Origin of the sequence: Methylobacterium sp. J-070, from assembly GCF_022829385.1 — a bacterium.
Lineage (GTDB): Bacteria > Pseudomonadota > Alphaproteobacteria > Rhizobiales > Beijerinckiaceae > Methylobacterium.
This window is the reverse complement of sequence record NZ_JAKSXX010000293.1, coordinates 18,726-31,483: the sequence shown is the minus strand read 5'-3', so window position 1 is coordinate 31,483 and position 12,758 is coordinate 18,726. Positions and strand designations below refer to the sequence as shown.

Sequence of the window (12,758 nt, the reverse complement as noted above, 5' to 3'; positions counted from 1 at the left end):
CGATGTTCACGGGACTCGTCAGCGACGTCGGCACGGTGGTCTCGGTCTCGGGCGGCGGCGACCTGCGCCGGATCGCGATCCGCGCGTCCTACGATCCGGCCACCATCGCCCTGGGCGCCTCGATCGCCTGCGCGGGCCCATGCCTCACGGCGGTGTCGGTGGAACCCGCCGAGGGGGGCTGCGTCTTCGCGGTGGATGCCGCCGCCGAGACCCTGGCGCGCACCACCGTCGGCTCCTGGGCCGCCGGCACGCGGATCAACCTCGAACGCTCCCTCAGGATCGGCGACGAACTCGGCGGCCATCTGGTCACCGGACACGTCGACGGCCTCGCCGAGATCGTGCAGCGCGAAGCCGTCACGGCCGATGCCTGGGGTGCCAGCGAGCGCTTCACCCTGCGGGCCCCGGCCGGTCTGGCGAAGTTCATCGCCGAGAAGGGCTCGGTCTGCCTCGACGGCACCTCGCTCACGGTGAACGGCGTTACGGATGACCGGTTCTCGGTCCTGCTGATCCCCCACACCCTCCAGGTCACCACCTGGGGGGAGCGGCGCACCGGGGACCGGCTCAATCTGGAGGTCGATCTGATCGCCCGCTACGCGGCCCGGCTCACCGAGGCCCGAGCCTGACCGTCCTCAGCGCGGCGGGATCGCGTAGGTGCCGGTGGCGTGGCAGACGAGATCCGCGTTGCCCGCGGCGGTGATCAGCACCTCGCCCACGGCGAGCCGCCGGCCGAGCTTGAGCAGCCGGCATTCCGCCAGGAGATCGCCCGCGGCGGGCTTGCGCAGGAAGTTGAAGGTCAGGCTCGTGGTCACGGCGAGCGCCACCGGGCCGATATTGGCGAGGATCGCCGCGTAGAGGGCGTAGTCGGCCAGCGCCATCATGGCCGGGCCCGACACCGTCGCCCCCGGGCGCAGGAAGCGCTCCTGGGCCTCCAGCCGCATCCGTGCGGAGAGCGGTCCCACGGCCTCGAGGTGATAGGCGCGCCCGCCCGCCTGCATCTGCGGGAATTCGCGATCGAGGAAGGCGTTGGTCTCGGTGAGGCTCAGGAGCGTGGCGGTCATGCCTGCTTGCAGCATGACTTGCGGTGCGGAGCAATCGGCAGAGCTCCCGCGTCCTGACATGCCGGCACGCAGCGGAGGCCTTGGAGGGTTCCAGTTCGGGCGCGATGTCCGGAGGGAGGGCTCCTGCGCGGCCCGCTTCCGCGGACCCCTCAGGATGCGGGGATCGGGTCGGACGTCGGTCTCGTCCGGCCGCTCAGAAAAAGATCGGCCGGGCGCTGGCGGTGATCTCGCCCAGCACCGTGCCGGTGGCCGGCTCGACCTCCTTGAGCACCACGTCGTAGCCCCAGAGGTCGGCGAGATGCTGGAGCACGCGCTTGGCGTCGTCCTTCTGCAGAGTGATCCTGTTGATCGCCTTGTGGTGCAGGATCAGGCGCCGGTCACCCTCAAGATCGACGTCCACCACCTCGATATCCGGATCGAGCCACGCGACGTCGTACTGGCGCGCGAAGGAGCGGCGCATCTTGCGGTAGCCGCGCTCGTCGTGGATCGCCTCGACCCGCAGCTCCGGCTCCTCGGGATCGTCGACCACGTGGAACAGGCGCAGGTCGCGCATCAGCTTCGGCGACAGGAACTGCTGGATGAAGCTCTCGTCGCGGTAATTCTCCCAGCAGTCGCGCAGGACCGCCATGGCGTCGCCCGTGCCGGCGATCTCGGGAAACCACTCCCGATCCTCGATCGTCGGCTGCTCCACGATCCGGGCGATGTCCTGCATCATGGCGAAGCCGATCGCGTAGGGGTTGTGGCCCCCATAGGAGCGGTCGTCGTAGTTCGGCTGCCGGATGACGTTGGTGTGCGATTGCAGGAACTCCAGGTAGGCCGCCTCGCCGATCTGCCCGGATTCCGAGAGGGCGTTCATGATCCGGTAGTGGCAATAGGTGGCGCAGCCCTCGTTCATCACCTTGGTCTGGCGCTGCGGGTAGAAATACTGGGCCACGAGGCGGACGATCCGCAGGATCTCGCGCTGCCACGGCCGCAGCCGCGGGGCGATCTTCTCCAGAAAATAGAGGATGTTCTCCTGCGGCAGTTCGAGCAGCGCCTTGCGCCGCTCCGCCGCCACGTCCGGACGCACGGTGCCGATCTTCTGCGGCAGCGTCCGCCAGAGGTCGTTGTAGATCTGCTCGCCGTGCTCGATCCGCTCACGCTCGCGGCGCTGCTCGGAGGCGAGGTCCGGCCGCTTCTTGCGGGGATAGCGGTGGACGCCCTGGCTCATCAGCGCGTGGGCGGCGTCGAGCACCTGCTCCACCGCCTGATGGCCGTAGCGCTCCTCGCACCGGCTGATGAAGCCCTTCGCGAAATCGAGGTAATCGAGGATGCCCTCGGCATCGGTCCACTGCCGGAACAGATAGTTGTTCTTGAAGAAGTGGTTGTGGCCGAAGGCCGCGTGCGCGATGACCAGCGTCTGCATGGTCGCGGTGTTCTCCTCCATCACGTAGGAGATGCACGGATCGGAGTTGATGACGATCTCGTAGGCCAGCCCCATCAGGCCCCGGCGGTAGCCGGCCTCGTGCTGGGCGAAGTGCTTGCCGAACGACCAGTGCTTGTAGAACAGCGGCATGCCGATCGACGCGTAGGCGTCGAGCATCTGCTCGGCCGTGATGATCTCGATCTGGTTCGGATACCAGGACAGGCCGAGCTGCGGCCCGGCGATGCCCTCGCAGGCGTCGTGGATGCGCCGGATGGTGTCGAAATCCCAGTCGTTCCCGGTGAACAGGGGTTTTTGGTTACCCGAGATGGATTTTTGGGGTGTCCGTGCCTTGACGAGGGTCATACGGCCTCCCGATCGATTGCTTGGATCCGGCCGGAGCCGCGCATCTCCCTCCCCCCGCTGCGGGGGAGGGTGGGCCTCGCATCAGCGAGGGTCGGGCCGGGACGAAGTCCCGCAAGAGGGGAGCGCCGCTTCCGGAAAAGGCGCGACGGACGCCACATCCCGGAGCGTCGCGCTGCCCCGCTCCCCCCCTGCTTCGCGGGGGACCTTCCCCCGCGGCGGGGGGAGGGAGAACCGTCGCGCGTTCTCACGCCTCCGCCTCGGCCCGCGCATCCTTGCGGCCGAACAGCTCGCGGAACACGGGGTAGATCTCCCGCCGGTGGTTGACCTTGCGCATGGCGATCGGCCCGCCGGCCTTGGCGATGGCCTCGTAGGTCCGCCACAGGGTGGTGCGGTGCTCGACGAAGCCGGCCCGGGGGCCGTTCTCGTCGCCGACCTCCAGATAGGCGAAGTGCTGGCAGGCCGGCAGGATGTGCGACCGGAGCAGCTCCGTCGAGGTCGGCCCGTCGGAGGAGACGTTGTCGCCGTCCGACGCCTGGGCGGCGTAGATGTTCCAGTCGTTGGGGTCGTAGCGCTCGGCGATGACGCGCTTCATCTCGACGAGCGCCGACGACACCAGCGTGCCGCCGGTCTCCCGGGAGCCGAAGAACGTCTCCTCGTCCACCTCGGTGGCCCGGTCGGTGTGGCGGATGAACACGATCTCCACGTGCCGGTAGCGGCGGGTCAGGAAGATGTGGAGCAGGATGTAGAACCGCTTGGCGAGGTCCTTCATGTGCTCGGTCATCGAGCCGGACACGTCCATCAGGCAGAACATCACCGCCTGGGCGATTGGCCGCGGGTACGGCTCGAACCGGCGGAAGCGCAGGTCGATCGGGTCGACGTAGGGGATGCGCTTCGCGCGCTCGCGGAGCTTGAGCAGCGCCTGCTCCAGGTCCGGCCGCTCCGGATCGCCCTCCGGCAGGGCGTCGAGCCTCTCCTCCAGCGCGGCGACCTCCTCGGGCTTGGGGCGCTTGAGGGCGATCCGCCGCGACATCGAATTGCGCAGGGTGCGGGTGAGCGCGAGGTTCGCCGGCGAGCCGGTCACCGTGTAGCCGGCCCGGCGCAGGCCCTCGGTCTCCACAACGGCGAGGCGGCGCTTGGCGAGATCCGGCAGTTCCAGATCTTCGAGGAACAGCTCCAGGAACTCGTCCCGGGTGAGCACGAACCGGAAGGCGTCCTCGCTGTTCTCGCCGCCCTCCCCGCCCTCGCCCGAGCCGCGGCCGCCTCCGCCGCCCGGCGGCCGCTCGATCGTGTCGCCTTCCACGTAGGTCTTGTTGCCGGGCAGGATGTGGTCCTGCAGGCCGGTGCCCGGCTGGCGGGAGAAGCGCGGCTCGCGCACGCCGTCCGCCGGCACGCTGACCCGGCCGTCCTTGCCGAGGTCCTTGATGTCCTTCTCGCGGGCGGATTCCCGCACGGCGCGCTGGGCCACGTCCTTCACGCGGCGCAGGAAGCGCTGGCGGTTGGGGAGGCTCTTGCCGCCCGGGTTCAAACGTCGGTCGACGATGTGCATCCGCTGCGAAAACCCTCGTCCGCGTGCTCCGGCCGGGTCCGGACCCTCTTCATACCATGCCGTGGCCGGAGGAATGGATCCCTCGTTCGCAGCTGGCCCGAGACCTTCGCCGGCCGGTCGCCCGGAAGTGTGGCGGCCGAGGGTCGATTCTCAGCCGGCCTGCTTCACCCGCATGTACCATTCCACCAGGCGGCGGACCTGCCGCTCGGTGTAGCCGCGCGCCACCATGCGCTCGACGAACTCGCCGTGCTTCTTCTCGGTGTCACCGTCCTTCTTGGAGCCGAAGGAGATCACCGGCAGCAGTTCCTCCACCTGGGAGAACATCCGCCGCTCGATCACCTCGCGCAGCTTCTCGTAGGAGGTCCAGCTCGGGTTGCGGCCGCCGTGCTGGGCCCGGGAGCGCAGGGCGAACTTCACCACCTCGTTGCGGAAGTCCTTCGGGTTGGCGATCCCGGCGGGCTTCTCGATCTTGGTCAGCTCCTGGTTCAGGAGCTCGCGGTTCATCAGCTGGCCGGTCTCGGCGTCCTTGAAGTCCTGGTCCTCGATCCAGGCGTCGGCGTAGTCGATGTACCGGTCGAACAGGTTCTGGCCGTAATCGTGGTACGATTCGAGGTAGGCCTTCTGGATCTCGTGCCCGATGAACTCCGCGTAGCGCGGGGCCAGCTCGGTCTTGATGAATTCGAGGTACTTCTTCTCGGTCTCGGGCGGGAGCTGCTCGCGCTTGAGAGCCTGCTCCAGCACGTACATCAGGTGCACCGGGTCGGCCGAGACCTCGGTGGTGTCGTGGTTGAAGGTCGCGGCCAGGACCTTGAAGGCGAAGCGGGTGGAGATCCCGTCCATGCCCTCGTCGACGCCGGCGGTGTCCTTGTATTCCTGCATCGAGCGGGCGCGGGGATCGACCTCGCGCAAGGACTCGCCGTCATAGACCCGCATCTTCGAGAAGGCGTTGGAATTGGCGTGCTCCCGCAGGCGCGACAGCACCGAGAAGCGCGCCAGCATCTCCAGCGTGCCGGGGGCGCAGGCCGCGTCCGACAGCTCCGAGCCGGAGATCAGCTTCTCGTAGATCCGCTGCTCCTCGGTGACGCGCAGGCAGTAAGGGACCTTGATCACGTAGATCCGGTCGATGAAGGCCTCGTTGTTCTTGTTGGTCTTGAAGGTCTGCCACTCGGCCTCGTTCGAGTGGGCCAGGATCACGCCGGTGAACGGAATCGCGCCGATATTCTCGGTGCCGACGTAGTTGCCCTCCTGCGTGGCGGTGAGCAGGGGGTGCAGCATCTTGATCGGCGCCTTGAACATCTCGACGAACTCGAGGATGCCCTGGTTCGCCCGGTTCAGGCCGCCGGAATACGAGTAGGCGTCGGGATCGGCCTGGGACAGGGTCTCCAGGCGGCGGATGTCGACCTTGCCGACCAGCGAGGAGATGTCCTGGTTGTTCTCGTCCCCCGGCTCGGTCTTGGCGATGGCGATCTGGCGCAGGCGCGAGGGCCGGACCTTGATCACCTTGAACCGCGAGATGTCGCCGTTGAACTCGTCGAGGCGCTTGAGCGCCCAGGGGCTCATCAGGCCGGTGAGGCGCCGGCGCGGGACGCCGTAGCGCCGCTGGATCTCCTCGCCCATCGTCTCGGGGTCGAACAGCCCGAGCGGGCTCTCGAAGACCGGCGACACCTCGTCCCCGGCCTTGAGCACGTAGACCGGGTGGACCTCCATCAGCAGCTTAAGCCGCTCGGCCAGCGACGACTTGCCGCCGCCCACCGGGCCCAGCAGGTAGAGGATCTGCTTGCGCTCCTCCAACCCCTGCGCGGCGTGGCGGAAGAACGAGACGATCCGCTCGATCGTCTCCTCCATGCCGTAGAACTCGCGGAAGGCCGGGTAGGTGCGGATCGTCCGGTTCATGAAGATCCGGCCGAGGCGCGAATCCTTGGCGGTGTCGACGAATTCGGGCTCGCCGATCGCCGCGAGGATTCGCTCTGCGGCCGAGGCGTACATCAAGGGCTCGTCGCGACACGCCTCGAGATACTCGGAGAGCGTCATCTCCGTGTCGCGGCGGGCCTCGTACCCTCGGGCGAAGCTCTGGAAAAGGTCGTTCGTCGCATGCATGGGCATTCGATAACCCTCTCAGACCGTGACAGCTTCATCCTGTCTCGGCTCGGATGCAACCGACAGGCCCGCTTTTGTCGCAGTGCGGCGAGCATGGCGCCCGGCATGTCGATTGCTTGCAACACCCCGGCGACCTGAAGGCGGCCCGGATGCAATTCCGCGCCGCCGCTTCGCACCTGTCGGAGGCGGCATGACGCGGCCGAGACTGTGCACGCCCGCCCCTGCTTACAGATCCGTGCCCTCTTTCTTGGCATCGTCCCCCGATTTGGCGCCGCTCGCCCCGACCGTGATCTTCACGGTCTGAGTCTGCACTTGCCCGTCGGCGCTCTTCACCTCGAACGTCACTTCGTCGGAGCCGGTGAAACCGCTGTTGGGCTGGTAGAACAGGGCCTGCACCGCCGCCTCCTTGTTGGGGCAGCGATAGCTCGCCGGCGTCTTCAGCTTGCCGACCTTGGTGATGACCGACCCGTTCTTCGGCGGCCCGGAGACCTTGAACTCGGGCATCGGCCCGGGAGAGCAATCCTTCTTGAGATTGGGCGCGATCTCGATCCGCACCGTCTTGCCGGGCGCGACGGTCTTGGTCCGGCTGGCCGGCGTCTGGGCCAGCGCCGGTCCGGCGAGAGCCAAGCTCCCTGCGAGCAGCGCGGCGAGCGGACGAAGGGCGATCATGGCAGCGTCTCTCCAATGCCGACCCGGGAGGCGCCTCCGGACTCCGGTCCGGACGCCCCGTTCATCGGTGATGAGCATGTGGGAACGCATCCGACGGCCGTCGAGGGTTCGGCATACGCGTCAAGTCTGCAGCGCCGCCGCGACGATGCCGGTGATGCGTGCAACCTGCGCGGCGTCGAATTCCCCGGCCAGGGCGGCGGCGAGACGCGCCTCGACCCGGGCGCGCTCCCCGGCATCGGCGATCGGCACCGGGGGAATGTCCGCCTCGGCGAGGCGGCACACCCGGCGGATCGTCTCGGCCGCCGTCAGCAGCTTCGCCCGGTCGGAGGGACCCATCTCCCAGAGCGGGTTGCGCAGGCGGCTGATCACCCGCTTCGCGTCGCGGTACTCCCGGTCGACGCCGGTGGCCGCCTCGATCTGGCTGACGAGGAACATCAGCTCCAGGACCTCGGAGGCCGCATCCGGGCAGGTGCGGACGATCCGCATGATGCGGGCCATCAGTTCCTGGCTGGGCGACAGCTTGGATTTGGGCGCGGCCATGCGGGCGACAACGCGGGTCGTTGCCGGAAAGTTCGGTCGGCGCGGGTGCGACCGAAGGCGGCCCTCCTGCGGGCCGCGCCCGTCGGGTCAGACCGCGCCGTTGTCTACCCTGCCCAGGTCGTCGAGCAGGGCCCGGCAGGCGCGCAGGTCCTCCAGGGCGTCCGCCAGGGCCGCCCGGTCCGGATCCCCGAGAGCACCGCCGCCGATGCCCGCCTCCGCCTCCTGGTGCGAGGGTTCGGCCGCCGCGGCCTCGCCGCGCCCGACCGCCTGGACGAAGCGGACCCCGTTCTCCTTGAGCACCCGCTGCGCCCCCGCGATGGTGTAGCGCTGCACGTGCAGGAGATGACGGATCCCGGCGACGAGCTCGACGTCCTGCGGGCGATAGTAGCGCCGCCCCCCGGCCCGCTTCACGGGACGGATCTGGCCGAAGCGAGTCTCCCAGAACCGCAGCACGTGCTGGGGCACGTCGAGGTCTTCGGCCACCTCGCTGATCGTCCGGAAGGCGTGGGCGCTCTTCTCGCCGGTTCCGGCGGTCTGTTCGGCGGCGAGGGCTGGGGGCATGGCTGTCTGATGCGGCGCGTGGAGGCGTCGATCTTGCCGGTCCGCGGGGCCGGGCTCAAGCCTTACCGGCAGCGGACGACATAATGTTCGCCGTCCCGGCGCGATCGGAGCCCGATCCGCGGCTGCCCCCTCTGCGGGCCACGATGGTTCTATGACCGGCCGGCGTCATCCGGCACCATGCGTGAACATCGTCCCTCGGCCGGTGAGGGCGCCGCGCGTCACCGCCGTAGCGGTCCGTTGCCGGGCCAGGAGCCCCGCTCACTCATCCTCGTCGTGCGGGCCCGTGCCGTTGAGGCCGTTGATCTTGGCCTTGAGCACGTTCGAGGGCTTGAACACCATCACCTGGCGCGGCTCGATCGCCACCTCGACGCCGGTCTTGGGGTTGCGGCCGACCCGCTTGCCCTTGCTGCGCACCACGAAGGAGCCGAACGACGATAGCTTCACCGTCTCGCCCCCCGCCAGACAGGTGCAGATCTCCGACAGCACGGTCTCGACGAGGGCGGCCGACTCGGTCCGCGACAGGCCCACCTGATGGTAGACGGCCTCGCTCAAGTCGGCGCGCGTCACCGTCTTGCCTGCCATGCCGTGTCCCCTCGCCCGCGTCGCTCGCCCCATGGCATCGGGTGCGGCGATCACGGCCGCGCCGAACGCTGAAGGCGTATCCCTATGATCTGGCACGCTAATCGGCGCCCTGCCCCCGGTCAACCGCGCCGGGGCGTTGAATTGTTTCGGCTCTGTCACCAGCGGATCAGCGCCGCACCCCAGCTGAAGCCGCCGCCGATCGCCTCGATCATCACGAGGTCGCCGGCCCGGAGGCGGCCATCCCGCCGCGCCACGTCGAGAGCCAGGGGGATCGAGGCCGCCGAGGTGTTGCCGTGGCGGTCGACGGTCAGGACGATCTTGTCCCGGGCGATCCCGAGCTTGTCGGCCGAGGCCTCGATGATCCGGCGGTTGGCCTGGTGGGGCACGAACCAGTCGAGATCCGCCGCGGTGACGCCCGCCTGGGCGAAGACGTCGGCGATCACGTCGGTCACCTGTCCGACCGCGAACCGGAACACCTCGCGGCCCTCCATCCGCAGCCGCCCTGTGGTGCCGGTGGAGCCCGGGCCGCCATCGACGTAGAGCTTTTCGCGGTGCCGGCCATCCGAGCGCAGGCTGGCGCAGAGCACGCCGCGCCCGTCGGCGTCGTCCCGGGCCTCCAGCACCACCGCCCCGGCGCCGTCGCCGAACAGCACGCAGGTGGTGCGGTCCTCCCAGTCGACGATCCGCGAGAAGGTCTCGGCGCCGATCACCAGCGCCCGGCGGGCGGCCCCGGTGGTCAGGAACTTGTCGGCGGTGGAGACCGCGAAGACGAAGCCGGCGCAGACCGCCTGGAGGTCGAAGGCCGCGCCCTGATGGATGCCCAGAGCCGCCTGGATCTGGGTCGCGGTGGCCGGGAAGGTGTGGTCCGGCGTCGAGGTCGCGCAGATCACGAGGTCGATATCCTGCGCCCCCAGACCCGCATCCGCCAGGGCGGCCCGTGCCGCCCGGGTGCCGAGCACCGAAGTCGTCTCGTCGGCGGCCGCGATGTGGCGCTGGCGGATCCCGGTGCGCTGGACGATCCATTCGTCCGAGGTGTCGACCCGCCCGGTCAGGGCGGCGTTCGTCACAACCTGCTCGGGCAGGCTCGATCCGGTCCCGACGATCACCGAGCGCAGCGCCGGCGAAGAATCTGTGCGGAGGACTGACATCGCTTTCCTTCCCGGGCGGCGCGGGCTTCACAAGTCTCAGGTGTGTCGCCCCGGACGCCCGAATTCCATCCGTCTGAACATGCGGAGCCGGGGCAGAGATCCGGACCCGGTGGTGAGCGCGCCCGGACAGCGGGCCGGCCGCGGGTGCGAGAAGACCGTTCCGGGCCGCGTCCGGCGATCCGAGGGGCGATCGCGGTCGGACGTGTCACCCTGTCGTCCCGGGGCAACGCCCCGGAATGACCGGGCGGATGCTCAAGCGTGGTGGGATACGCCACGCCCCAAGGCAAGGTGGAATCACGCCGGCGCCAGGGCCGCCGTCTGGTCGAGCATTTCGCGGATCGTGCGGATCATGTCGTGGCGCGCCATGTCGTGCGCCAGATCCACCGCGGCGGCGAAGCCCTGCGCGTGCTCCGAGCCGTGGCTCTTGATGACGATCCCCTCCAGGCCGAGGAACACGCCGCCGTTGGACCGGCTCGGGTTCATCTTGTCCCGGAGCGCCCGGAAGGCCTGCCGGGCGAACAGGGCGCCGATCTTGGCCGCCAGAGTCCGGGTCATGGCGGCGCGCAGATAGGTGCCGATCTGCTTCGCGGTGCCCTCGGCGGTCTTGAGGGCGATGTTGCCGGTGAACCCCTCGGTCACCACCACGTCCACGGTGCCGCGGCCGAGATCCGTGCCCTCGACGAAGCCGTGATAGGCGAGGCCGGGGCTCTCCATCTCGCGCAGGATCCGGGCCGCCTCCTTGACCGCCTCGTTGCCCTTCATCTCCTCGGTGCCGACGTTGAGCAGGCCGACGGTGGGCCGTTCGAGGTCGAACACGATGCGGGCCATGGCCGACCCCATCACCGCCATCTCGACGAGATGCTCGGCATCGGTCCCGATCGTGGCGCCGACGTCGAGCACGATGCTCTCGCCGCGCACGGTCGGCCACAGGCAGGCGATGGCCGGGCGCTCGATGCCCGACATGGTCTTAAGGCAGATCTTCGACATCGCCATGAGGGCGCCGGTGTTGCCGGCCGAGACGCAGGCATCGGCCTGCCCGTCGCGGACGGCCTGGATCGCCTGCCACATGGACGACTTGCCCCGGCCCTGGCGCACCGCCTGGCTGGGCTTGTCGTCCATCGCCACGGCCACGGTGGTGTGGCGGATCTCGACGCCGTCCTTGAGCCGGGGCTCCTTGGCGACCAGCGGCGCGATCACCGCCTCGTCGCCGAACATCAGGAAGGTGGTGCCGGGATGGCGCTCCCGGGCCAGTGCCGCGCCGGGCACGACCGTGGAGGGCCCGTGGTCGCCGCCCATGGCGTCGAGCGAGATGCACACGCGTTCGGACATGTCGGTAACGGGTCGCGGGGCTCGGCGGGGGAAAGGGCTCAGCCCACTGGCGGGACGGTCCCCGCCGGGCGCGGCGGACCATAGCGATACCGGCCGGGCGGGCAAATGAAATCGGGCGGCCCATGCGGGGTAATCGCACCGGGGAGACTTGATCGCGCGGGATCCGGGATCGGCTGGGCGTTCGAAGACCCGCCGCCATCCCGGGCCCGCCGGCGGCGCCCCCGACTGACCGAGGGTCTCCCGCGGAGGCTCCGCATCGCGGGCAGGCGTACCAGGCGTACAGGGCCGCGGCTTGCCCGCGCCTCGGCTCTACGCCTGCCCGTCACGGATCCGGCGCAGCGCGTCGAACGGCCCGGCATCGTCGCCCACCACCACCGGCTCGAAGGCGATGCCGGGCTTGCGGGGATAGGGATCGAGGCCGAGGGCCAGGAACTCGGCGGTGAGCGCGCCGAAGTCGATGCGGCCGCCCACGAGGGGGTCGGGGATGTCGGCGTCCTCGGCGTCGGTGCCGGCGAGCTGGTCGGTGCCGGTGAACACCACCTCGACGGGCTCCCGGACCGGCGCCTCGAACGGTTCGAGGCTCACGGTGCAGACCTGCGTCACCAGCGCCTCCACGGTGCCGGTCACCACGAGGCGGGTGGTCGCCCCCTCGATCGCGAACCGCCCGACCAGGTCGCGGAGGCCGGGAATGCCGAAATCGGCGGCCAGCGCCGCGCACTCGGCCGGGCTCGCCTCCACGGTGACGGCGCCGCGCCCCTGAGGCAGGCGCTCGACGTTGACCCAGCGCGAGAGCGGGCCGCTGTCCTGGCTGCCGTCCCGAGTCATGCGATGTCTCCTGTTCGCTCTCCAGTCCGGGCCGGGTCCGGCGCGAAGCCGTCCGGCTCCGGGAAGGGCGGCCCGGCCCCGAGCAGTCCGTCGAGGTCGGTCCCGGCGAGGGCCGCGTCGGCGGCCAGCACGTAGGCGGCAAGGCCCGCCCCGTCTCCCTCGCCGCCCAGGACGTTGCGGGCGAGGACCGCCCGCAGGGCGACGCCGTCGCCGGACCCGAGCGCCGCATCGTAGCCCTCGGCGCGGCCGTAGAAGGCCGCGCCGAGCTTCTTCATCCGCTTTGACACGCCCATGTCGCCGACCCCCGACTCGCGCAACGCGGCGTCGAGCTGGGTGAAGACGGAATTCACCAGATCCTGCGCCACCTCGGCGGCCGGCGCCGGCAGTTGGTTCAGCCGCCGCAGGACCAGGATGGCGTGCAGGCACAGGGCCTCGAACCGGCCCTCCAGCGTGTCGGGCACGCCGAGGCGCGTGTACAGGCCCGGCCGGCGCGCGGCCATGCTCAGGGCCATGTGCAGACCTTCGACGGCGCGGCGACGGGCGTTCGCACGCCGGAACAGCCCGCCGATCATGTCCGCCCCTCGGCCGCCGCGCGGGCCGCGGGACATCCTGGACGGAAGGCGGCCACCTGTGGC

The 12,758-nt window shown here is 69.8% G+C and carries 13 protein-coding genes; 1 reads left to right on the top strand and 12 read right to left on the bottom strand.

The annotated features are described in order from the left end of the window. Nucleotides 1-2 precede the first annotated feature (2 nt). On the top strand, nt 3-623 hold the full coding sequence (locus tag MKL01_RS34040; RefSeq protein ID WP_243909588.1) for a riboflavin synthase: 621 nt from the start codon (nt 3-5) through the stop codon (nt 621-623). A 6-nt stretch (nt 624-629) separates the two neighbouring features. Here the strand turns inward: MKL01_RS34040 and MKL01_RS34035 are convergent, their stop codons facing one another. The 12 genes from MKL01_RS34035 to MKL01_RS33980 form a co-directional block, all read right to left on the bottom strand. Continuing rightward, entirely contained in the window at nt 630-1,058 is a 429-nt protein-coding gene (locus tag MKL01_RS34035) for a PaaI family thioesterase (protein WP_243909587.1), read from the bottom strand. Nucleotides 1,059-1,251: 193 nt separating this feature from the next. Further along, a complete protein-coding gene (locus tag MKL01_RS34030) occupies nt 1,252-2,826 on the bottom strand; it encodes a SpoVR family protein (RefSeq protein WP_243909586.1) in 1,575 nt (524 codons plus the stop codon). A gap of 244 nt (nt 2,827-3,070) precedes the next feature. Beyond that, nucleotides 3,071-4,372, bottom strand: a complete 1,302-nt coding sequence (locus MKL01_RS34025) for a YeaH/YhbH family protein (protein WP_243909585.1) — start codon at nt 4,370-4,372, stop codon at nt 3,071-3,073. Nucleotides 4,373-4,522: 150 nt separating this feature from the next. Further along, entirely contained in the window at nt 4,523-6,475 is a 1,953-nt protein-coding gene (locus MKL01_RS34020; RefSeq protein WP_243909584.1) for a PrkA family serine protein kinase, read from the bottom strand. 219 nt (nt 6,476-6,694) lie between these two features. Continuing rightward, the gene (locus MKL01_RS34015; RefSeq protein WP_243909583.1) at nt 6,695-7,138 is read right to left on the bottom strand and encodes a cadherin-like domain-containing protein; all 444 of its coding nucleotides are present in this window, start codon (nt 7,136-7,138) and stop codon (nt 6,695-6,697) included. Nucleotides 7,139-7,258: 120 nt separating this feature from the next. Next, the gene (locus MKL01_RS34010) at nt 7,259-7,678 is read right to left on the bottom strand and encodes a hypothetical protein (protein WP_243909582.1); all 420 of its coding nucleotides are present in this window, start codon (nt 7,676-7,678) and stop codon (nt 7,259-7,261) included. 87 nt (nt 7,679-7,765) lie between these two features. Next, a complete protein-coding gene (locus MKL01_RS34005) occupies nt 7,766-8,239 on the bottom strand; it encodes a MerR family transcriptional regulator (RefSeq protein WP_243909581.1) in 474 nt (157 codons plus the stop codon). 258 nt (nt 8,240-8,497) lie between these two features. Next, nucleotides 8,498-8,821, bottom strand: coding sequence for an integration host factor subunit alpha (locus MKL01_RS34000; protein ID WP_243909580.1), 324 nt, complete (start codon nt 8,819-8,821; stop codon nt 8,498-8,500). Nucleotides 8,822-8,976: 155 nt separating this feature from the next. Then, entirely contained in the window at nt 8,977-9,969 is a 993-nt protein-coding gene (locus MKL01_RS33995) for a beta-ketoacyl-ACP synthase III (protein WP_243909579.1), read from the bottom strand. 294 nt (nt 9,970-10,263) lie between these two features. Then, nucleotides 10,264-11,298, bottom strand: coding sequence for a phosphate acyltransferase PlsX (gene plsX / locus MKL01_RS33990; RefSeq protein WP_243909578.1), 1,035 nt, complete (start codon nt 11,296-11,298; stop codon nt 10,264-10,266). A gap of 309 nt (nt 11,299-11,607) precedes the next feature. Further along, entirely contained in the window at nt 11,608-12,123 is a 516-nt protein-coding gene (locus MKL01_RS33985) for a YceD family protein (protein WP_243909577.1), read from the bottom strand. Beyond that, complete coding sequence (locus tag MKL01_RS33980; protein ID WP_243909576.1) at nt 12,120-12,695, bottom strand: ubiquinol-cytochrome C chaperone family protein; 576 nt, start codon at nt 12,693-12,695, stop codon at nt 12,120-12,122. Before MKL01_RS33980 ends, MKL01_RS33985 begins: the two co-directional genes overlap by 4 nt. Nucleotides 12,696-12,758 lie beyond the last annotated feature (63 nt).